Origin of the sequence: Pseudomonas sp. PDM31 (assembly GCF_019218965.1) — a bacterium.
GTDB lineage: Bacteria > Pseudomonadota > Gammaproteobacteria > Pseudomonadales > Pseudomonadaceae > Aquipseudomonas.
On record NZ_JAHUWS010000010.1, the window covers coordinates 177,997 to 198,611 of the forward strand.

21 protein-coding genes are annotated in these 20,615 nt (G+C 59.3%); 11 read left to right on the forward strand and 10 right to left on the reverse strand.

Annotated elements, in window-relative coordinates; translation table 11 throughout:
• Nucleotides 1-48 precede the first annotated feature (48 nt).
• Nucleotides 49-618 (forward strand): elongation factor P, encoded by a 570-nt coding sequence (locus KW839_RS20335; RefSeq protein ID WP_060540937.1) that lies wholly within the window; start codon nt 49-51, stop codon nt 616-618.
• Between the two features lie 204 nt (nt 619-822).
• On the opposite strand, the gene KW839_RS20340 is transcribed toward KW839_RS20335, so the two are convergent.
• The 3 genes from KW839_RS20340 to KW839_RS20350 all read right to left on the reverse strand — a co-directional run bounded on the left by KW839_RS20340 (nt 823) and on the right by KW839_RS20350 (nt 3,077).
• A complete protein-coding gene (locus KW839_RS20340; protein ID WP_060540938.1) occupies nt 823-1,242 on the reverse strand; it encodes an organic hydroperoxide resistance protein in 420 nt (139 codons plus the stop codon).
• A gap of 332 nt (nt 1,243-1,574) precedes the next feature.
• Nucleotides 1,575-2,036: a MarR family winged helix-turn-helix transcriptional regulator gene (locus KW839_RS20345; protein WP_060540939.1), complete on the reverse strand. Its 462-nt coding sequence runs from the start codon at nt 2,034-2,036 to the stop codon at nt 1,575-1,577.
• A gap of 84 nt (nt 2,037-2,120) precedes the next feature.
• On the reverse strand, nt 2,121-3,077 hold the full coding sequence (locus tag KW839_RS20350) for a LysR family transcriptional regulator (RefSeq protein ID WP_218425318.1): 957 nt from the start codon (nt 3,075-3,077) through the stop codon (nt 2,121-2,123).
• Between the two features lie 125 nt (nt 3,078-3,202).
• On the opposite strand from KW839_RS20350, the gene KW839_RS20355 reads away from it, so the two are divergent.
• Nucleotides 3,203-3,937 (forward strand): sulfite exporter TauE/SafE family protein, encoded by a 735-nt coding sequence (locus KW839_RS20355; protein ID WP_060540941.1) that lies wholly within the window; start codon nt 3,203-3,205, stop codon nt 3,935-3,937.
• Here the strand turns inward: KW839_RS20355 and KW839_RS20360 are convergent.
• Entirely contained in the window at nt 3,927-4,781 is an 855-nt protein-coding gene (locus tag KW839_RS20360) for a LysR substrate-binding domain-containing protein (protein ID WP_060540942.1), read from the reverse strand. The genes KW839_RS20355 and KW839_RS20360 overlap by 11 nt on opposite strands.
• Before the next feature lie 95 nt (nt 4,782-4,876).
• Here KW839_RS20360 and KW839_RS20365 point away from each other — a divergent pair, with 95 nt between their 5' ends.
• From KW839_RS20365 to KW839_RS20375, 3 genes are all read left to right on the forward strand, one after another.
• Nucleotides 4,877-5,098 (forward strand): DUF1127 domain-containing protein, encoded by a 222-nt coding sequence (locus KW839_RS20365; RefSeq protein ID WP_060540943.1) that lies wholly within the window; start codon nt 4,877-4,879, stop codon nt 5,096-5,098.
• 160 nt (nt 5,099-5,258) lie between these two features.
• Nucleotides 5,259-5,498, forward strand: coding sequence for a DUF1127 domain-containing protein (locus tag KW839_RS20370; RefSeq protein WP_082457509.1), 240 nt, complete (start codon nt 5,259-5,261; stop codon nt 5,496-5,498).
• Between the two features lie 69 nt (nt 5,499-5,567).
• A complete protein-coding gene (locus tag KW839_RS20375; RefSeq protein ID WP_218425319.1) occupies nt 5,568-6,797 on the forward strand; it encodes a winged helix-turn-helix domain-containing protein in 1,230 nt (409 codons plus the stop codon).
• Between the two features lie 93 nt (nt 6,798-6,890).
• Here the strand turns inward: KW839_RS20375 and KW839_RS20380 are convergent, their stop codons facing one another.
• Entirely contained in the window at nt 6,891-8,237 is a 1,347-nt protein-coding gene (locus KW839_RS20380; protein ID WP_060540945.1) for a class II 3-deoxy-7-phosphoheptulonate synthase, read from the reverse strand.
• Between the two features lie 150 nt (nt 8,238-8,387).
• Between KW839_RS20380 and KW839_RS20385 the strand changes: the two genes are divergently transcribed.
• Nucleotides 8,388-9,143 (forward strand): spermidine synthase, encoded by a 756-nt coding sequence (locus KW839_RS20385; RefSeq protein WP_060540946.1) that lies wholly within the window; start codon nt 8,388-8,390, stop codon nt 9,141-9,143.
• Between the two features lie 120 nt (nt 9,144-9,263).
• Here the strand turns inward: KW839_RS20385 and KW839_RS20390 are convergent, their stop codons facing one another.
• Entirely contained in the window at nt 9,264-10,055 is a 792-nt protein-coding gene (locus tag KW839_RS20390) for a crotonase/enoyl-CoA hydratase family protein (protein WP_218425320.1), read from the reverse strand.
• Between the two features lie 421 nt (nt 10,056-10,476).
• Here KW839_RS20390 and KW839_RS20395 point away from each other — a divergent pair, with 421 nt between their 5' ends.
• Entirely contained in the window at nt 10,477-12,150 is a 1,674-nt protein-coding gene (locus KW839_RS20395) for a DEAD/DEAH box helicase (RefSeq protein ID WP_060540948.1), read from the forward strand.
• 206 nt (nt 12,151-12,356) lie between these two features.
• Here KW839_RS20395 and KW839_RS20400 read toward each other — a convergent pair whose 3' ends face one another.
• Nucleotides 12,357-13,124, reverse strand: coding sequence for a class III extradiol ring-cleavage dioxygenase (locus KW839_RS20400; RefSeq protein ID WP_218425321.1), 768 nt, complete (start codon nt 13,122-13,124; stop codon nt 12,357-12,359).
• 103 nt (nt 13,125-13,227) lie between these two features.
• Between KW839_RS20400 and KW839_RS20405 the strand changes: the two genes are divergently transcribed.
• A complete protein-coding gene (locus KW839_RS20405) occupies nt 13,228-13,884 on the forward strand; it encodes a thiopurine S-methyltransferase (RefSeq protein WP_060540950.1) in 657 nt (218 codons plus the stop codon).
• A gap of 194 nt (nt 13,885-14,078) precedes the next feature.
• Here KW839_RS20405 and htpX read toward each other — a convergent pair whose 3' ends face one another.
• Both htpX and KW839_RS20415 read right to left on the reverse strand, forming a co-directional pair.
• Nucleotides 14,079-14,969, reverse strand: coding sequence for a protease HtpX (htpX, locus tag KW839_RS20410; protein ID WP_095061105.1), 891 nt, complete (start codon nt 14,967-14,969; stop codon nt 14,079-14,081).
• Nucleotides 14,970-15,283: 314 nt separating this feature from the next.
• Nucleotides 15,284-16,495 (reverse strand): pyridoxal phosphate-dependent aminotransferase, encoded by a 1,212-nt coding sequence (locus KW839_RS20415; protein WP_060540951.1) that lies wholly within the window; start codon nt 16,493-16,495, stop codon nt 15,284-15,286.
• A 224-nt stretch (nt 16,496-16,719) separates the two neighbouring features.
• Between KW839_RS20415 and msrB the strand changes: the two genes are divergently transcribed.
• From msrB to KW839_RS20430, 3 genes are all read left to right on the forward strand, one after another.
• Nucleotides 16,720-17,115 carry a peptide-methionine (R)-S-oxide reductase MsrB gene (gene msrB / locus KW839_RS20420; protein ID WP_218425322.1) on the forward strand — a complete coding sequence of 132 codons (396 nt, stop codon included), beginning with the start codon at nt 16,720-16,722 and terminating at the stop codon, nt 17,113-17,115.
• Between the two features lie 202 nt (nt 17,116-17,317).
• Complete coding sequence (locus tag KW839_RS20425; protein ID WP_060540952.1) at nt 17,318-17,803, forward strand: glutathione peroxidase; 486 nt, start codon at nt 17,318-17,320, stop codon at nt 17,801-17,803.
• Nucleotides 17,800-18,261, forward strand: coding sequence for a MarR family winged helix-turn-helix transcriptional regulator (locus KW839_RS20430; protein ID WP_060540953.1), 462 nt, complete (start codon nt 17,800-17,802; stop codon nt 18,259-18,261). Before KW839_RS20425 ends, KW839_RS20430 begins: the two co-directional genes overlap by 4 nt.
• Here KW839_RS20430 and KW839_RS20435 read toward each other — a convergent pair.
• On the reverse strand, nt 18,245-20,566 hold the full coding sequence (locus KW839_RS20435; protein WP_218425323.1) for a response regulator: 2,322 nt from the start codon (nt 20,564-20,566) through the stop codon (nt 18,245-18,247). The two genes, KW839_RS20430 and KW839_RS20435, sit on opposite strands and share 17 nt — an antisense overlap.
• Between the last annotated feature and the right edge of the window lie 49 nt (nt 20,567-20,615).

Consider the following 20,615-nt stretch of genomic DNA (forward strand, 5'->3'; position numbering starts at 1 on the left):
TACGCGGCCTAGATTTTTGTAAATCCCATCCAAATTCGGATATTCGCAATGAAAACTGGTAAAGAACTGAAACCCGGTACCGTGATCCGTCTCGAAAACGATCCTTGGCTGGTTCAGAAAGCTGAATTCACCAAGTCTGGTCGTAACAGCGCGATCATGAAGACCAAGCTGAAAAACCTGCTGACCGGTTACAAGACCGAGATCGTTTACAGCGCCGACGACAAACTGGACGACGTAATCCTCGACCGTAAAGAAGCGACCCTGTCCTTCATCAACGGCGACACCTACACGTTCATGGACACCACTGACTACACCATGTACGAGCTGAACGCCGAAGACATCGAAAGCGTTCTGCCATTCATCGAAGAAGGCATGACCGACGTCTGCGAAGCCGTGTTCTTTGAAGAGCGCCTGGTTTCCGTAGAGCTGCCGACCACTATCGTGCGTCAGATTGACTACACCGAAGGTTCCGCCCGCGGCGACACTTCCGGCAAGGTGATGAAGCCTGCCAAACTGAAGAACGGTACCGAGCTGTCGGTTGCTGACTTCATCGAAATCGGCGACATGATCGAGATCGATACCCGCGAAGGCGGTTCCTACAAAGGCCGTGCCAAATAAGCACTGCTTGAGGAATGAAAAAGCCCGACCATTGAGTCGGGCTTTTTTTCGCCTGGATGAAACCCGCCTCCTGTAGGAGCGAGCGTGCTCGCGATGGTCTTTAACGATAACGCGGGCTTGCTGAGTGCCCGCGTTGTCTGGACGCTCCTCGTCGGTACGCCGCCCGGAGCCTGCTCGCTCCTACAGTAGGGCACTTGCCAACGGTTAGACCGCAACGTGAAGACGCACATCTACATTGCCACGGGTAGCGTTGGAGTACGGGCAAACCTGGTGGGCGGCGTCGACCAGACTTTGCGCGTCGGCCTGTTCAAGTCCTGGCAGGCTGACATGCAGGTCGATGTCCAGACCGAAACCGCCAGGGATCTGGCCAATGCCGACGTGTGCGGTGATCGAAGTATCGTTCGGGATGCTGCGTTTGCTCTGGCTGGCAACGAATTTCAGGGCGCCGATGAAGCAGGCGGAGTAGCCAGCGGCGAACAGTTGCTCCGGGTTGGTAGCTGCGCCACCTGCACCGCCGAGTTCTTTCGGGGTAGCGAGTTTGACGTCGAGGATGTTGTCGCTCGAAACCGCACGACCGTCACGGCCACCGGTGGAAGTTGCGACTGCGGTATAGAGAGTTTGCATGGTGGAAGCCTCATTTGGAATTTGGTGTTTTGCGCTAAATGTTTGCGCATTAAGTAAGTGCGAGATGAATATATCGCGCAAATAATTAGCGCGCAATATAAATTCTGAAAAAATCCCCAGTGATCAAGTCGATGACGGCATGTGACGGGTTGTGAGAGCCGGTTTAGAGCCTTTCCGGCAGGCTTCTCAGCGATGAATATTTTTGCCCAGTGAAAAACAACTGTGGGAGCGGGCTTGCTCGCGAAGGCGCAGGGTCAGGCAATCCAGAGGTTGACTGACACATCGCTTTCGCGAGCAAGCCCGCTCCCACAGGTTTTTTGTATGACTTGAGGTTAGAGGCTGGCTTGCAGGTGGCTGCGCAGTTCTTGTAGCTCCGCTTGCAGTTTCTGCAGTCGCTGCAGCGTCATCCCGCTGGCGCCGAGGATGCATTGGGGGATGCCACGGGCCTTGTCGCGCAGGGCGCGGCCCTGTTCGGTGAGTTCGACGATCACCACCCGTTCATCTTCGCGACTGCGGGTGCGGCTGAGCAGGCCTTCGGTTTCCAGGCGCTTGAGCAGGGGTGTGAGCGAACCTGGGTCGGTCAGCAGCCGTGTGCTGATTTCGCCTACGGTCAAACCGTCCCGTTCCCACAGCACCATCATCGCCAGGTATTGTGGGTAGGTCAGGCCCAGCGCTTGCAGCAGGGGTTTATAGACCTTGGTCATCATCAATGAAGTGGAATGCAGGGCGAAGCAGGCCTGATTGTCCAGCAACAGATGGTCGCAGTTGTCCGGGGTGCCGTGTTTGGTGGTCATGTCAAAGCCTTGATCTGTGATTTATAGAATCTAGCGGCCAAATCTTTAATGCGCCAGATAATTTTCAATCAAGGTTTACCCACGTCAGTGCTGTTGCAGATGGGTTTGCAGCACCAGATCCCAAGGCGGTATGGGGCTGAAACGGGTTTTCAGGTATTCCAGCAACAAGCGGCTGCGGGAGTTGGGTTGCTGCTCCAGGCGCAAGGCGTAGATACCGGCGCTCTCCGGCTTTGGCAGGCCGGCTTCGCAGAACAACGGCAGCAGTTCACCGCGCAGCAGGTATTCACTGGCGAGCCAGGTCGGCAAGTGTGCGATGCCCAAACCGGCCAGCGCACCGCAGACCAATGCTTCGGCATTGTTGGCGCTCATTCGGATTCGCGCCGGGCGGTGCAGATACATCTGCCCGTCGCGTTCGAAGCGCCAGGCGAACGGCGGGGCGAGGCCATCCCAGTCGAGGCCATCGTGTCCGTTCAATTGCTCCGGATCGGTCGGCACTCCGCGTCGCTGCAAATAATCCGGACTGGCGCATGCGATGCGCACCATGCTCGCAAGCGGCGTGGCCACCAATCGGCTGTCAGCCATCAGTCCGGCACGCAGTACGAGATCGACCTTGCCCAGATTCAAACCTTGCATGTCGACAAAACTGTCGATCAAGTGCAACTGGACGTCGAGGCCGGGATACAGCAATAAAAAGTCGGCAACCACGGGGGCCAGGTGTCGCCGCCCGAACGCCGCCGGTGCATCCACCCGGATCAGGCCTTCCGGCGCGCTGCTCAGGGACACAGCTTCGGCCCGGGCCAGGCGCAGCTCGGCGACAATCCGCCGGGCGCGCTCGGCAAAGGCCAGTCCCGCCGGTGTGGCACGTACCGCATGGGTGCTGCGAAGGAACAACTGGCTGCCGACCGCACGCTCCAGGCTGTCGATCCGTCGTGACACGGCCGAAGGTGTCAGCGGGTGGCGGCGCGAGGCGGCGGAAAAACTGCCGGTTTCCAGCACATCGAGAAACAAACCAAGTTGCTCGGTCAGTTGATTGGGATTCATGGCGTTCTGCGCTTATGCGGATGTGGCAAAGCCATTGTGCGTCGCTATGCGTTTCCCCGCCACAAACATCTGCGTAGGATCAAAGCCTGATGTGAGTGGGGGAAATCGCAGTGATTGAGCTTTTGATGTACCTGGTGTTTGGCGCAGCCCTCGGCACACTCGGCGGGTTGTTCGGAATTGGTGGCGGCTTGATTGCCATTCCGCTGCTGGGCGTTTTGTTCGGCCTGGATCAGCAAATTGCCCAAGGCACGGCGCTGGTGATGGTAGTACCGAATGTGATGCTGGCACTGTGGCGTTATCACCAGCGCAACAAAATCGAATTGCATCACGCCCTGCCACTGGCCTCGATGGGGTTCTGCTTCGCCTGGCTCGGCTCGATCTGGGCAGTAGGCATGGATGCGCAAACCATGCGTCTCGGCTTTGTCGCGTTCCTTGTCGCACTGTCGGCCTACAACCTGGCGCGAATGTTCTCTACTCGCTCGTCGGCTACTTCGCAGATGAACTACTCATGGCCATGGCTGGGTGTGTTGGGTGCGGCTTCCGGCACCATGGGCGGGCTTTTTGGCGTGGGTGGGGCAGTGGTCGCCACACCGGTATTGACCAGTCTGTTTGGCACCAGCCAGGTGGTCGCGCAAGGGTTGTCCCTGGCGCTGGCCCTGCCGAGCACCGGTGTCACACTGGTGACCTACGCGGTGCATCATCAAGTGGATTGGCTGATCGGTGTGCCCTTGGCGGTTGGCGGTTTGATGAGCATCAGTTGGGGCGTGAAAATCGCCCACGCGCTGCCGGAACGATTGCTGCGAGGACTGTTTTGCGGCTTCCTGGTGTTCTGCGCGGTAACGCTCGCCTTTAAGGTTTGAAGCCGTCGGCGATGTGTTCGGCCAGGCATTCGGTGATCGGCGAGGGATTATGCAGGTTGCGCACGAGCACGATGCTGGCTTCCGGCAGCAGTGGCAGCCCCTCTGCTTCACCGAGAATGCGCATGTCCGGAGTGATCAGGCTCTCCAGTTGCGCAGTGATTGCCAGGCCCGCGCTGACCACCGCCATGATCGCCGACAGACTGTCGCTGTTGTACGCAACGCGATAATCGCGACCGATGGCGTCGAGGGCATTGCACGCCCAGAGACGACAGAAGCAATCACTGTTGAACATCGCCAGCGGCAACGGCGTTTGTTCGTGGGCGCTGTAGCATTGCGCTTCGGCCCAGACAAAACGCTCCTTGCGTAACAACTGGCCGATTTCGCTACCCGGCTCGCGGGTGACGATCGATAGATCCAGGTCCTGGCGCATCAGCAGTTGCTTGGATGATTCGCAGTGCACTTCGATCTGGATCAGCGGATAGGACTGGGCGAACCGTCGCAGAATCCCTGGCAGGAAACGCATCACGTAATCGTCCGGTGTACCGATGCGCACCGTTCCGATCATGTCTGGCTCGCGCAGGGTATTGAAAACCTCGCTGTGCAGCTTGAGGATTCTGCGGGCATAACCGAGTAGCACCTGGCCTTCGGCGGTCAGGCGTACCTGGCGTCCGTCGCGCTGGAACAACTGGCGCTGCAGCACGTCCTCTTCCAGCCGTTTCATCTGCATGCTCACGGCCGACTGGGTGCGATTGACCAATTCGCCAGCGCGGGTAAAGCCGCCCTGGTCGGCGATCGCAACAAAGGTGCGCAGCACTTCGGTGTCGATACTCGGGTAGGCCGACATACATCAATCTCCGAGATGGTTGCCATCAGAAACATTTGTTGGATTGATCTTAGCCCCGGGGGGAGACTTGAGCCATCCAAACGGAGGGCAACAAGATGAAAGGTCAACATGGTTTTATCAATGCCGAAAAACATTCAATTCATGTCGTCTCCGACCTGCTGCACAAATTCAGCCGTTGGTATGAATTGCATCGTGAACGCGAGTTACTGGCGGGTATGAGCGACGAAGCCTTGAAGGATATCGGCTTGAGTCGAGCAGACGTCGCACAGGAGGCCGAGCGGCACTTCTGGCAAGATCCCTTGAGCAATGGAAAATAAATTGAAACCGCAGGAAATATTCGGTCACCGCCCCATGAATCATGGCAAGTGCCTGCAAACGTGGGGTGGGTGCCGAGCGGAAACAGACAGTCATAGAACCTGACTGGAGCTTCCCCGCCAACAGTACAAGACTGCCGCCTCAATCCTGAGGATGGCCGTCATGGAAGACAAACAATCTGCTGCAAAAGTCCTGTCCAAATCGTTGCGCAACGCCTCGGGCAACTGCGCTGTGCATTTTTCCCGAGCCTTGGTGCAAGTGGCACGCTGGAGGCAACTGCATCGAGATCGCGCCGAGTTGTCGCGCCTGAGCGATGATCGTTTACGTGACATCGGCTTGAGCCGGGCGGATGTCAGACGCGAAGCGTGCCGGCCTTTCTGGGAAGATCCGCTGAAGCGGTGAGGGCGGCGGTGGCGTTTTTTACGCAGAGGGCTAAGGTGGAGTGGCCTCGTCATCAACCAGAGCCATTGAATGCCTGCACTTCTTTGCCTGTCCTTGAAAAAAGCCAGACGTCTGGCGCTGACTGCCCAGGCGTTTACCGCGCGTCGCCCGTGCGCATTGGTTACACCGGCACGCATTAATCGATTGATCGAGCGCCTTGGCATTCTGCAGATCGATTCGGTCAATGCCTTGGTGCGCTCACATTATCTGCCGCTGTTTTCTCGTCTCGGCAATTACTCGTCCGATTTGCTCGACCAGGCTGCCTGGAGCTCGGGTCGCCGACGCACGTTGTTCGAGTACTGGGGTCATGAAGCTTCCTTGCTTCCGTTGTCCATGTACCCGTTGCTGCGCTGGCGCATGCAGCGGGCGCGCCGTGGCGAAGATATCTATCAGCAATTGGCGCGTTTTGGCCGGGAGCAGCAAGGCACGATTCGCCGGGTCCTGGCTGCGGTTGAGGAGCAGGGCGCCCTGGCTGCTGGAAGCCTGTCAACCCGTCAGGAGCGGGCGGGGCCGTGGTGGGACTGGAGCGCGGAGAAGCATGCGCTGGAGTGGTTGTTTGCCGCCGGTGAAGTGACTGTGGCGGGGCGGCGTGGATTCGAACGGCTTTATGACCTGCCGGAGCGGGTGATTCCCTCGGCGATCCTCGCCCAGCCGCTGCTCACGGAAGCCGACGCTCAGCGTGGCCTGTTGCTGCATGCGGCAACCGCCTTGGGTATAGGGACGGAAAAGGATCTGCGAGATTACTTCCGTCTGAACCCGGGTGATGCTCGTGCGCGCCTGGCGGAACTGGTTGAGGCGGGGGCGTTATTGAGCTGTGAAGTCCAGGGCTGGCGGCAGCCGGCATTTTGTCTGCCCGATGCGAAGTCGCCACGCAAGGTCGAAGCCAGCGCCTTGCTTTCACCTTTTGATTCGCTGATCTGGGAGCGCAGCCGCACCGAGCGCCTGTTCGATTTTCGTTATCGACTGGAGATCTACACGCCACAGGACAAGCGGGTCTACGGCTATTACGTGTTGCCGTTTTTGCACAACGAACGGATCGCCGCCCGGGTTGATCTGCGCGCCGAGCGGGCGGCGGGTCGGTTGGTGGTGCACGCGGTGCACGAGGAAGTGCCGGGGCTGGATGGGGAGGGGATGCGGGCGCTGGCGCTCAATTTGCGGCAGCTGGCGGACTGGCTAGGGCTGGCGCAGGTTCAGCTCAATTGTCAGCGCGAAAGTGCAGGGCGGTTGCGGGTGGCATTGGTACGGATTGAAGGTGATTGAACTGGCCGCATCGCGAGCAGACTCCCACATTGGATTTGTGAACGACACAGAACCAGTGTGGGAGCGAGCCTGCTCGCGATGGGGGGACGCGATTTACCGCCGAACCTGCTTGAGGGTTTCGGCAATCAAAAACGCCAACTCCAAGGACTGATCGGCATTCATCCGCGGGTCGCAATGGGTGTGGTAACGATCCGACAAACCGTCTTCGGTAATCGGTCGGGCACCGCCGATGCACTCGGTGACGTTCTGCCCGGTCATCTCGATATGAATACCGCCGGCATAGCTGCCTTCGGCTTGGTGAACCTGGAAGAACTGCTTCACCTCGCCAAGGATCTGCGCGAAGTCGCGGGTCTTGTAACCGCTGCTGGCCTTGATGGTGTTGCCATGCATCGGGTCGCTGCTCCAGAGCACCTGCTTGCCTTCACGCTGCACTGCGCGGATCAGTTGTGGCAAATGGTCGCCGACCTTGTTCGCGCCCATCCGCGCAATCAGGTTGAGACGACCGGGGTCGTTGTCCGGATTAAGGACGTCGATCAGCCGGATCAAGTCTTCAGGGTTCATGCTTGGGCCGACCTTGACCCCAATCGGATTGTTCACCCCGCGCAGGAATTCAACGTGTGCGCCGTCGAGCTGGCGGGTGCGGTCGCCTATCCACAGCATGTGCGCCGAGCAGTCGTAATAATCATTGGTCAGGCTGTCGCGGCGCACGAACGCTTCTTCGTAATTCAACAGCAGCGCTTCGTGGGCGGTAAAGAAGCTGGTTTCACGCAGTTGTGGCGAAGTGTCCATGCCGCAAGCGCGCATGAAGGCCAGGGTTTCATCGATGCGATCGGCCAGGTGGCTGTATTTTTCCGCCAGCGCCGAGTTGGCGATGAAGTCCAGATTCCACTTGTGGACCTGATGCAAATCGGCAAACCCGCCCTGGGCGAACGCGCGCAACAGGTTCAGGGTCGCGGTGGACTGGTGGTAAGACTGCAGCAGGCGCTCCGGGTCCGGCACGCGGCTTTTTTCATCGAAACCGATGCCGTTGACGATGTCACCCCGGTAGGCAGGCAGCGTCACGCCGTCGATGGTCTCGTCATTGGCCGAGCGGGGCTTGGCGAATTGCCCGGCCATGCGCCCGACCTTGACCACCGGGCAGCCGGCAGCGAATGTCATGACGATCGCCATCTGCAGCAGCACCTTGAAGGTGTCGCGGATTTTCGCGGCGGAGAACTCTGCAAAGCTTTCGGCGCAGTCGCCGCCCTGCAGCAGAAACGCGCGGCCCTGGGTCACTTCGGCAAACTGACGGCGCAGCTCCCGGGCTTCGCCGGCAAACACCAGTGGCGGGTAGCTGGCCAGGGTCTGCTCGACGTGCAGCAAGTGCGCGGCGTCGGGGTATCGGGGTTGTTGCTGGATCGGCAGGGCGCGCCAGCTGTCAGGACTCCAGGGTTGGCTCATCACGGTCTCTAATGTTTTACGCTCGGACGACCATGTTATCAGCAATTAGTGCGTGACCTGTTCCCGTCGCTTGGCCGACAATCGCGCCTTTGCCGTGCCCTGCGCGCGGTGTTATCGCGTCGCCGCCCCGGGTGACGATCAGGAGACAAGATGACTGAGGAGCGCGTCGAGCATCTGCTCGCCGAGGTACAGGACGAGTTTGGCGTGATTCGCGTACTGGAAGTGGCCGACTACCGTTTTCTCGAATTCGGTGATGCCATCGAGCAAAGCTGTGTGTTCACCGCCGATCCGAGCTGGCTGGAGTACGACTATACCCGGGCGATGCTGATCGGTGCGTTGTGTCACGAGCAGCCGGAAAGCGCGCTGTTCCTCGGTCTCGGAGCCGGCACGCTGACCCAGGCGTGCCTGAAGTTCCTGCCGCTGGAGGACGTCGAAGCCATAGAACTTCGTCCCGACGTACCGCGCCTGGCCATCGAATATCTGGGCCTGGATGACGATCCGCGGCTGTATATCCGTGTTGGCGATGCGCTGGAATTGCTCGATAGCGCCGAGCCGGCTGATCTGATTTTCGTCGACCTGTATACCGATGTCGGTCCGGGGGTCGGGCATTTGGCCTGGAGTTTTCTGGAAAACTGTCAAAAACGCCTGAATCCGGGTGGCTGGCTGGTGATCAATCAGTGGGCCACCGATGATGGCAAGCCATTGGGTGCAGCCTTGTTGCGCGGTTTGTATCACCGTCATTACTGGGAATTGCCGGTGAAGGAGGGCAACGTGATTCTGATCGTGCCTTCGGAACTGGATCAGCAACTTGACCTGGAAGGGTTGATCGCCCGGGCTGAAGGCCTGGCGCCACGGTTGGGTTATTCGTTGCAGTCGTTGATCAAGGCTATTCGGCCGGCGACATAATTGGTTGATTGTGATGGCCCCTTCGCGAGCAGGCCCGCTCCCACATTTGATCTGAATCGATCACCAATCCAGTGTGGGAGCGGGCTTGCTCGCGAAGGGGGCCTAAAAACCAATACAAGGCTAAAGCCCCTTGAAAACTCCGGGCCGCCGCTCAACCATGGAGCGCACGCCCTCGGCGGCATCCTCGCTGGCCAGTAACTTCTTCACCAACGGTGGTAACCCTTGTGCTGCGGCGGTTTCCCCCTCATAGCGGGCCTGTCGGGCCGACATCAAGGTTGCCTGCACACCCAGCGGCGCCTGGCGGGCGATGCGCTCGGCGAGCTCCATCGCCCGTGGCAGCAAATCTTCGCTGGCCATGACCTCCTGCACCAGTCCCAAGCGCAATGCGTCATGGGCATCGAACTCATCTCCGGTCAGCAGCCAGCGCATGGCGTTGCCCCAACCGGCGACCTGATGCAGGCGCAAGGTTGCCCCACCGAACGGGAAGAGCCCGCGCTGCACCTCCATTTGCGCAAATCGGGTATTGCTGGCGCACAGGTTGATGTCGGCTGCCAGCATCAACTCGATGCCGATGGTCAGGCAGTAACCCTGCGCGGCGACAATTACCGGTTTACTGACTCGAGGGCCGGGAGAAATACCCCAGGGGTCGGCGCCACCGGGTGGCGGCAGCCAGCCATTGGCCAATGTCGCGCTGGCGTTGACCAGATCGAGCCCGGCGGTAAAGTGTTCGCCGTGGCCGAAAATCACCGCCACCCGTGCTTCGCTGTCGGCTTCGAATTCGCCGTAGGCCAGACTCAGTTCGTTGAGCAGATCGAGATCGAAGGCATTGCGCTTGGCCACCCGATCCAGACCGATCATCAGAACATGACCCTGCCTTTGGCGGCTGACTCGGCTGGAAGAAGGCTGATTCATGGAGCAGTTCCTCGGGTGGGGAAGGGGCTGTCAGACAGGCGGTCTGCACTGCAAGGGTGAACCGTTTTAGCTTCTTCAGCCGCAGGGCCGGGCCTTTGAAAAGTAGACGCTCGATCGATTATCCGCAAAGCCTGTGACGCAAAGGTTTATCCAGCGCATTTACGATAAAAAAAGCTCCCTTTTTGGGCGAATTCCGGTATAGTGCGCGCCGGCCTTTAGCCGGGCCGCGTTTAGGTGGCGCAATTCCCCGAAGTCAGATTCGGTTGCAAGTTCGCCCAGCGAACACTTCCTAAACGATTCTTTCATTCATTCGTTTTCGCAAATCCCCGCCGACAAAGCTGCCAGGGCGACTCTTGAGTCTCAACACGGCACGCGCAGCTTTGGAGCATGGGTCTTTGCGGATGCACTTAGAGGCAGACCCATGACCCAGGAATCCGGCGGATTCGCCGCTTTTAATCTTAATCCGAATATTCTTGCAGCCGTCACCGCGACTGGCTACGAAGAGCCATCGGCTATTCAGCAGCAATCGATCCCGATCATCATGGCCGGACACGACATGATTGGTCAGGCGCAAACCGGTACGGGTAAAACCGCAGCGTTCGCCCTGCCGATCCTGCATCGCATCGATCCTGCAAAGCGCGAACCGCAAGCCCTGATCCTGGCGCCAACTCGTGAGTTGGCGCTGCAAGTAGCAACCGCTTTTGAAACTTACGCCAAGCAAATGCCCGGCGTTACCGTTGTGGCCGTTTACGGCGGCGCGCCTATGGGCCCGCAACTGAAAGCAATCCGTAATGGCGCACAGATCGTTGTCGCTACTCCGGGCCGTCTGTGCGACCACCTGCGTCGTGACGAAAAAGTCCTGGCGACCGTGAACCACCTGGTTCTCGACGAAGCCGACGAAATGCTCAAACTGGGTTTCATGGACGACCTCGAAGTCATCTTCAAGGCCCTGCCTGCAACCCGTCAGACCGTATTGTTCTCGGCTACCCTGCCGCAGTCGATCCGTGCCATTGCCGAGCGCCATCTGCGCGATCCGCAACACGTGAAGATCCAGACCAAGACCCAGACCGTTACCGCGATCGAGCAGGCTCACCTGCTGGTTCACGCTGACCAGAAGACTTCTGCAGTTCTCAGCTTGCTGGAAGTGGAAGACTTCGACGCCCTGATCATGTTCGTGCGCACCAAGCAAGCGACCCTGGACCTGGCCAGTGCCCTGGAAGCCAAAGGCTACAAAGCCGCTGCGCTGAACGGTGACATCGCCCAGAACCAGCGTGAGCGCGTCATCGACTCCCTCAAGGATGGCCGTCTGGACATCGTTGTGGCGACCGACGTTGCTGCTCGTGGCCTGGACGTTCCGCGCATCACTCACGTGTTCAACGTTGACATGCCGTACGATCCGGAATCCTACGTTCACCGTATCGGCCGTACCGGCCGTGCCGGTCGCGAAGGTCGTGCGCTGCTGCTGGTGACTCCGCGTGAGCGCCGCATGCTGCAAGTGATCGAGCGTGTAACCGGTCAAAAGGTTGCTGAAGTTCGCCTGCCGGACGCTCAAGCCGTTCTGGATGCGCGCATCAAGAAGCTGACCAACAGCCTGTCGCCGCTGGTGGCTGAAGCCGAATCGACTCACGGTGATCTGCTCGATCGCCTGACCGCCGACATCGGTTGCAGTCCGCGTGCCCTGGCCGCAGCCCTGCTGCGCAAGGCTACCAACGGTCAAGCGCTGAACCTGGCCGCTATCGAGAAAGAGCGTCCACTGGTGCCGAACAATGCACCGCGTGGCGATCGTCCAGAGCGTTCCGGTGATCGTCCTGAGCGTGGTGACCGCGAGCGTCGTGCTCCGATGCCACTGGGCGAAGGCCGTGCCCGTTGCCGTACCGCGCTGGGTGCGCGTGATGGTATCGCTGCCAAGAACCTGCTGGGCGCCATCCTCAACGAAGGTGGTCTGGCGCGTGAAGCGATCGGTCGCATCCAGGTGCGTGACAGCTTCAGCCTCGTCGAGTTGCCGGAAGATGGTCTTGAGAAGTTGCTGACCAAGCTCAAGGACACTCGCGTTGCCGGTAAGCAGTTGAAGCTGCGTCGCTACCGCGAAGATTGATCCGCTCTCGGGCTGATTGATCGAACATAAAAAATCCCCGACTGGTTCGGGGATTTTTTTTGCCTGCAGTTCAAAGCCCGGCTGAAGTGTGGCGGTGGCCCCTTCGCGAGCAAGCCCGCCCCCACAGACGACCGCGTGACTTTGGAAAGAGTGCGATCAAATGTGGGAGCGGGCTTGCTCGCGAAGGTCGCGACGCGGTCTTGCTGTCAGCCGAAGCGATAGATGTCCATGCCCAGTGCACCCATGGTGAACCCCTGATGGGCAATGTTGAACGGTCCTCCCGCGGCACGGGCAAAATACAGCGGCAACAAGTGCTCGTCGCTGGGATGGTTGCGCACGGCATTCGGCGCTTGTTGGCGATAGTCGTGCAGCGCGGCTTCGTCATTTGCGACGAGTTTGTCGATCATCCATTCGCGAAATGCCAGGGCCCAGGGCTCAACGCTCTCGGGGCCGGCATGCCAGTCCAGTTCCCGCAGATTGTGGGTGATGCTGCCGGAGCCGATCAGCAGCACGCCATGCTCGCGCAGGCTGGCCAGGGCTTGGCCAACGCGGGTTTGCAGGGCCGGGCCGCCACGGGTGGGCAGGGACACTTGCACGATCGGGATGTCCGCCTGCGGATACATCAACGATAAGGGCACCCAGACCCCATGATCGAAGGGGCGCCCGGGGTCAATCCGGGCGGGTAGGTTGCTCGCCTTCAACAGCTCGACAACTTCTGCGGCCAGCTGAGGATTGCCAGGCGCCGGGTATTGCACTTCGAACAGGGCTTTGGGAAAACCGCCGAAATCATGCCAGGTGTCAGGCTGCGGATTGCCGCTGACCAGCAATTCGTTGCTTTCCCAGTGCGCAGAAACAATCACGATGGCTTTTGGCTTCGGCATTTGCGCTGCCAGAAGCGCGAGAGCTGGCCCACTGGCACCAGGTTCCAGGGCCAGCATCGGGGAGCCATGGGATATATACAGGCTGGGGAACATGAATGAGCTCCTGAGGGTTAAGATGTCACCATCTTCAGTCAGATCATTGATCTAAATCTAATATAAGTTTTAGGGTGTTTTGATCGAATATTCGGGGTTATTTATGCAGCCGGAGTTTTGGCACAAGAAGTGGGCGTCGAATCAGATCGGCTTTCACCTGCCGCAGGTCAACCCTCATCTGAAGCGGTTCTGGCCAGCGCTAAACCTTGAAGAAGGTGCCCGGGTGTTAGTACCGCTATGTGGTAAAAGCCTGGATTTGCTATGGCTCGCTCATCAAGGTCATGAGGTCTTGGGCGTCGAACTGTCGGAAAAGGCCGTCGAGGAGTTTTTCAGCGAGCATGGCTTTGATCCGGCCGTCAGCGAACAGGGGCCGTTCAAGGTTTATCGGGCAGGTTCGATTGAGCTGTGGTGCGGCGATTTCTTCGAGCTGACGGCCGGTGACGTTGCCGATTGCTCCGCGCTTTATGATCGCGCGGCGTTGATCGCGCTGCCGGCGCCAATGCGAGAGCGCTATGCCGCCCATTTGAAGCGGATACTGCCCAATGAGTCCCATGGCCTGGTGATCACCCTGGACTATGACCAGGCGCAAATGCCCGGGCCGCCATTTGCTGTACTCGATGATGAGGTGCAGCGGTTGCTCGGGGACTCATGGGCGCTGAAGATCCTGGAAGATCAGGATGTGTTGAGCGAAAGCGGGAAGTTTCTGGAGGCGGGTGTCACGCGGCTGGAGGAGCGGGTGTATCGGGTTTCCAGTCAATAATTTGTTTTGCCCGTGCCGTCCTCTTCGCGGGCAAGCCCACTGCAACAGGGGCGGGCGCCGCAGATCTTGTGGACGGCTCGGAACCTGTGGGAGCGGGCTTGCCCGCGAAGAGGCCCGGAAAAACACTGAAGCTTCCAGGCAGACAAAAAAAGGCCCGCATCACTGCGGGCCTTTTCATTTGCACTACGAATCACTTAGCCCCGACGACGAGCCAGTGCGTCGATACGCTCTTCCAGCGGCGGGTGGCTCATGAACATGCGGGCGAACCCTTGTTTGATACCACCGTTGATGCCGAAGGCATTCAGGGTGTCCGGCATGTGCACCGGCAGACCTTGTTCTGCCCGCAAGCGTTGCAGCGCGCCAATCATCGCGGCGGTGCCGGCCAGGTTTGCACCCGCTTCGTCGGCACGGAATTCACGCTTGCGCGAGAACCACATGACGATGGAGCTGGCCAGAATGCCCAGGACCAGTTCGGCGAAGATGGTCGCCACGTAGTAGGCGATACCCTGGCCTTCTTCGTTCTTGAAGATCACCTTGTCGACAAAGTTACCGATGATCCGCGCGAAGAACATCACGAAGGTGTTCACCACGCCCTGGATCAGTGCCAGGGTGACCATGTCGCCATTGGCTACGTGGCCGATTTCGTGGGCCAGCACCGCCTTCACTTCATCTGGCGAGAACCGTTCGAGCAAACCCTGGCTCACGGCAACCAGTGCATCGTTCTTGTTCCAGCCGGTGGCAAAGGCGTTCGCCTCGTAGGCCGGGAAGATCCCGACTTCCGGCATCTTGATCCCGGCTTCGCGGGACAGTTGCTCGACGGTTTGCAGCAGCCATTGTTCGTGACGCGTGCGCGGCTGAGTGATGATCTGGGTGCTGGTGCTCATTTTCGCCATCCACTTGGAGATGAACAGCGAGAACAGGGAACCGGCAAAACCAAAGACCGCACAGAAAATCAGCAGCTGATTGAGGTTGAGATCAACCCCATTGGCCGCCATGAACCCGTTGAAGCCGAAAAGGCTCAGGGTGATGCTGGCAATCAGCACGACCGCCAGGTTAGTGGCCAAAAACAGCAGGATGCGCATCATGGTTGTAGAAATCTCCTTTTGCTAAAGATGTAGCGTACTGCGGGGTATATAAGGTGATGCACCGGGGTATTCAACCGGGTGACTATTTCAAACTGTGTCCTACAGCAACAGTCTAGCTGTTTGAAGGACATTTCCGACGTCGAAGCAGCAGGCGTTTGTAAACCGGTTCACGTCACAGGCCCCGCCGTTGTTGGGCCCGGCGGGAGAGTGCAGCCCCGTCGAGGATAGCGGCGGCGTTAACGTCCAGGGCGTGAAGATATGTTGCTGAATCAATCACCGTGCGAGTTGCGCGAGCATCGCACGGTGATAGTAGCTTACTGGCGGTAGGACTTGAGGAAGGTACCGATACGCCCGATGGCCATGTCCAGGTCGTCGACACGGGGAAGGGTCACGACGCGGAAGTGGTCGGGCCAGGGCCAGTTGAACGCGGTTCCCTGAACCACCAGCAGCTTTTCGGACAGCAGCAGGTCCAGGACGAACTTTTCGTCGTTGTGGATCGGGCACACCTTGGGGTCGATCCGCGGGAAGGCATAGAGTGCTCCCATCGGTTTGACGCAGCTCACGCCGGGAATGTCGTTGAGCAACTCCCAGGTGCGGTTGCGTTGCTCCAGCAAGCGGCCTGGAGGCAGTACCAGGTCGTTGATGCTCTGGTAGCCACCCAGGGCGGTCTGGATCGCATGCTGGCTCGGCACGTTGGCGCACAGGCGCATGTTGGCCAGCATGTCGATGCCTTCGATGTAACTCTGGGCGTGGTGTTTAGGACCGGAGATGGCGATCCACCCGGAACGGAAACCCGCCACGCGATAAGACTTGGACAGACCATTGAACGTCAGGCACAGCAGGTCCGGTGCCAGGGACGCGGTGCAGATGTGCACGGCATCGTCATACAGGATCTTGTCGTAGATTTCGTCGGAGAACACCACCAGATTGTGCTGGCGGGCCAGTTCCAGCATGCCTAGCAGGACTTCTCTCGAGTACACCGCACCGGTCGGGTTGTTCGGGTTGATGATGACCAGAGCCTTGGTGTTCGGGGTGATCTTGGCCTTGATGTCGGCCAGGTCCGGCCACCAGTTGGCTTGTTCGTCGCACAGGTAATGCACCGGGTTGCCGCCCGACAGGCTCACCGCAGCGGTCCACAGCGGGTAGTCAGGAGCCGGCACAAGCACTTCGTCGCCGTTATTGAGCAGGGCCTGCATCGACATCACGATCAGTTCGGAAACGCCGTTGCCCAGGTAGATGTCTTCGATACCGACACCTTCCACCTGTTTTTGCTGGTAGTACTGCATCACCGCCTTGCGCGCACTGAACAGGCCCTTGGAGTCGCTATAGCCCTGTGCGGTCGGCAGGTTGCGGATCACATCCTGGAGGATTTCGTCCGGCGCTTCGAAACCAAAAGGCGCCGGGTTGCCGATATTCAGCTTGAGGATGCGATGGCCTTCCTCTTCCAGGCGTTTGGCGTGCTTGAGCACCGGGCCGCGAATGTCGTAGCAGACGTTGGCGAGCTTGTTCGATTTGCTGACCTGCATGGCGATGTGTTCCCGAAAGTGAACGATCCAGGCGGTGTATAAACTACCGTACTGGGAATTCTGCGTTCTTGCTCAAACCTGGCGCTTGGGCCGCTCGCCCCAAAATCCGTTTGAGTGCGTGTAACGCTGCTGCCAGACTGGCGTCAAATGAGGCGCAATCATACGTGCCGCCCGATCAGTGGAAAAGATACAGATCGGGCTTTTTCAGCCGCCGAGGTGTGATGATGGAAAAGTTGCAAAAAACCCTGGAAGAATGGAAGGCGATGCTCGACCCGGAGCAGTACAACGTGTGCCGCCTCAAAGGCACCGAGCGACCGTTCTCCGGCAAATACAACGCCACGAAAACTGATGGCGTCTACCACTGCATTTGCTGCAATGAAGCGCTGTTCGACTCCAGCACCAAGTTCGATTCCGGCTGCGGCTGGCCGAGCTTCTACGCACCGATCGCCGACAGTGCCATGGTCGAGATCCGTGATGTCAGCCACGGCATGATCCGTACCGAAGTGGTCTGCGCCAAATGCGATGCGCACCTTGGGCATGTGTTTCCCGATGGTCCGCCGCCGACCGGCCTGCGCTACTGCATTAACTCGGTGTGCCTGGATCTCGTCCCCCGCAACTGATCCCGGGTTGTCCGTAAGAGCCAGCTTGCCGGCGATAGCGTCGGCAATTGCGATGCAAGGTTCAAGGGCCTGTTCGCTGGCAAGCCAGCTCCTGCGGTTCGGAATTTATGTCGGAAGGAGAGAACGGGGCGATCAATTAAATTGCACGCAATTCAATTGCTCGCTATTTTGTCATTCCTGTCTTCCATTCGGAACCTGCGCCATGAGCGACAATCTGCTGAGCATCCCTTGCACCACCATCAAGGGTGAACAAAAGACCCTGGCGGATTTCGCCGGTAAAGCCGTGTTGGTGGTCAATACCGCCAGCAAGTGCGGTTTCACCCCGCAGTACAAGGGCCTCGAAGAGCTGTGGCAGACCTACAAGGATCAAGGTCTGGTGGTTCTCGGTTTTCCCTGCAATCAGTTCGGCAAACAGGAGCCAGGTAACGAAGGGGCGATTTCCGAATTTTGCGAGTTGAACTACGGGGTCAGTTTCCCGCTGTTCAAAAAGATCGAAGTCAATGGCACCGGCGCTCACCCGCTGTTCGTGCAATTGAAGAAACGCGCACCGGGTCTGTTGGGCTCCCAGGGCATCAAATGGAATTTCACCAAGTTTCTGATCGGCAAGGACGGCCAGTTGGTCAAGCGCTTCGCCCCGGCCACCAAGCCGCAGGACCTGAGCCGCGAGATCGAAGCCCTGCTCAAATGAACAGTTTGTCCATCGACTCCCTGAGCCTGGACAGCCAGCTCTGCTTCAAGCTGTACGCCGCTTCCCGGGCGGTCATCCGTGCCTACAAGCCGATGCTCGATCAGTTGGGCCTGACCTACCCGCAATACCTGGCGATGCTGGTGTTGTGGGAATGGCAGGAGAACGCCCCGCAGCAGCCGACCGTCAAGGCGCTGGGCGAGCGCCTGGCGCTGGACTCTGGCACGCTGACGCCTTTGCTCAAGCGCCTGGAGCTGCTGCACCTGGTGCAACGTCAGCGCTCGGCACGGGATGAGCGTGAAGTGCATCTGAGTCTGTCGCCTGCCGGCCGGGGCCTGCGCGATCAGGTTGGGCCCCTCAAGGCGCGGTTGTTATGCGATAGCGGGGTTGATCTTGATCGACTCAATGACTTGCGCGACGGGCTTGATCACCTGCTGGGTCAGATCAAGGCACTGACTTAGCGGGAATCCACAAATCGAGGAGGGCGGCCAGTTCTTCGCGCCTGAAGGGTTTGGCCAGATAGTCACTCATGCCCGCCGCACGGCAGCGTTCACGCTCTTCGGACATGGCGTTGGCCGTCAGGGCGACAATGGGCAGCTGTGGCCAGCGTCCGCTGTGGCGAATTTGCCGACTGGCCTCGTAGCCATCCATGACTGGCATGTTGCAGTCCATCAGCACCAGATCGAAGTCCCTGAGTTCAAGTTGATCCAGTGCCTCGGCACCGTGGGCGGCAGTGACCACCTCGCAGCCGAGTTTGCCGAGCATACCCTTGGCCACCAGCTGGTTGACCGGATTGTCCTCTACAAGTAGCACGCGCCCACGGGGTTGCGAGTTCAGCGTGTCGAGGCGGGCATCGTTGAGTGTCTCGGTCTGCGGTTGCAAGAGGCGTCGCAAGGCCTGGTACAGCGCGTTGCGCGCCAGGGGCCGTGCCTGCTGCTGCAAGGGCGCCAGAGCGCTGACTTCTTCGATGGGCATGAAATTGCCGTAGGCGGTCACCAGCAGAATCGGTGCGGTAACGGTGGGGCGCAGACTGAACAGGCATTCGGGGCAGTCGGTGATCAGTACATCGAGTTCTACGCCCAGTAGCGGGTCATCAATGGATCGGCGTTGATAGTCGAGTCCCCAGCCAGGCAGCAGGCTGCTCAGCAGTTCACCCAATCCACTGCTGGCGTCGGTGATTGCGATGACCTTGCCCTGCAGCAGGGGTGCAGGTATTACGCGAGTATGGGCGGATAACGGCAGCTCGGCGCAGAACTGGCTGCCAAAACCCGACTCGGAACTGATCGTCAGGCGCCCTTGCATGGCTTCGCAGAGGTTGTAGGTCAGGGCCAGGCCCAGCCCGGTGCCGCCGAACTGCCGGGTAATGCCGGCGCCGGCCTGGGTGAAGGGCTGGAGTATCTTGACCTGGGCGTCCTGGGGAATTCCGATACCCGTGTCGCAAACTTCGATTCTGACGCCATTTGCAGCGTTTGAAAGGCGCACATCGACGCGACCGAAGCGGGTGAACTTCAGGGCATTGGATAACAGGTTGCTGACAATTTGCCGAACCCGGGTCGGATCGCCGAGTACCAGTGCCGGGAAGCGCGGATCGATCAGGCAGGTCAGCTCGACGCTTGGCGCGGCGTTTTGCGAAAGCAGGTTGGCGGTGTCTTCGACCAATGCGCCGAGGTCGAAGGGGATGTGTTCGAGTTCGAGCTGGCCGGCATCGAATTTCGACAAGTCGAGAATATCGTTGAGCAACTCCACCAGAACTTTGCCCGAGTCATGGGCGATGGATAGCTGCTGTTGCTGCTCGGGGTTCAGCGGGCCGTCGAGCGATAGCGCGATCATTCCCAGCAAACCGTTGAGAGGGGTGCGGATTTCGTGGCTCATGTTAGCCACGAATACCGAGCGCGCTTCGGCCATGTCGAGGGCTGTACGGCGGGCGACTTCCAGTTCCTGGTTGGACAGGCTGAGCCGTGCGTTGATGGCCTTGAGTTCGGCAGTGCGGGCCGAGACGATGTTTTCCAGTTGTCCGAGGTATTCGGTCAGGCGATTTTCGGCGCTGCGCCGCTGCTGGATTTCGGTGGCGATATTGGCGAATTGCTGGTTGGCGACCTTGACCAGCACGCCGATTTCGTCATTGGCGTGCCCCGCGGGGCACTCCAGGGATGTCGGTTGCGTACTGCGCGGGTCGCGACCGCTCAGCTCGTGGATGATGCGTACCAGAGGCTTGGTCAACATGACATAAAACAACGCCAGCAGGATGCCCGACAGCAGCAGGCTGCGGGCGAAACCATTGAGCAGGGTGACTTCGGCCCGGCGCAGAAAGCGGTTGCCGAAGGAGAAGGTGTCCACATCCAGCTGCAGCGTTCCGAGGGCTTCGCTGTTCATGTGATCCAGATAGAGACGGTCTTCGAACTGTCTATGGGCGCCGAACAGGAAGTCGCTGAGCACTCGATAACCGCTTTGCATGCCTTGTCGTTTGACGTTCGCCAGCACGATACCGTTGTTGTCGGTCAGTTTTGCACCAATGATCGCCGGCGAGCGCAACAGCCCCTGGGTCAACTCCCTGGCGAGCTCGGCGTCGATGTTGTAGGCGATGCGTGAGGCCGGGTTGTGGCTGATTTCCAGCAAAGACAGGATTTCCCGGTTGATGGAGGCGTCTTCACTGGCATAATCGATGCCTATTTGCAGCACGCTGAGCAGCGTGCCGAGAATGAAACCAACCAGCACGGTAAGCCGGGCCTGCTTGTATGACAGCCGGTTGGTGAACTTGATATCCATGGGGGGTTGAACCACTTCCGTTTTCTTCGCTGCTCAAGCATAGCCGATC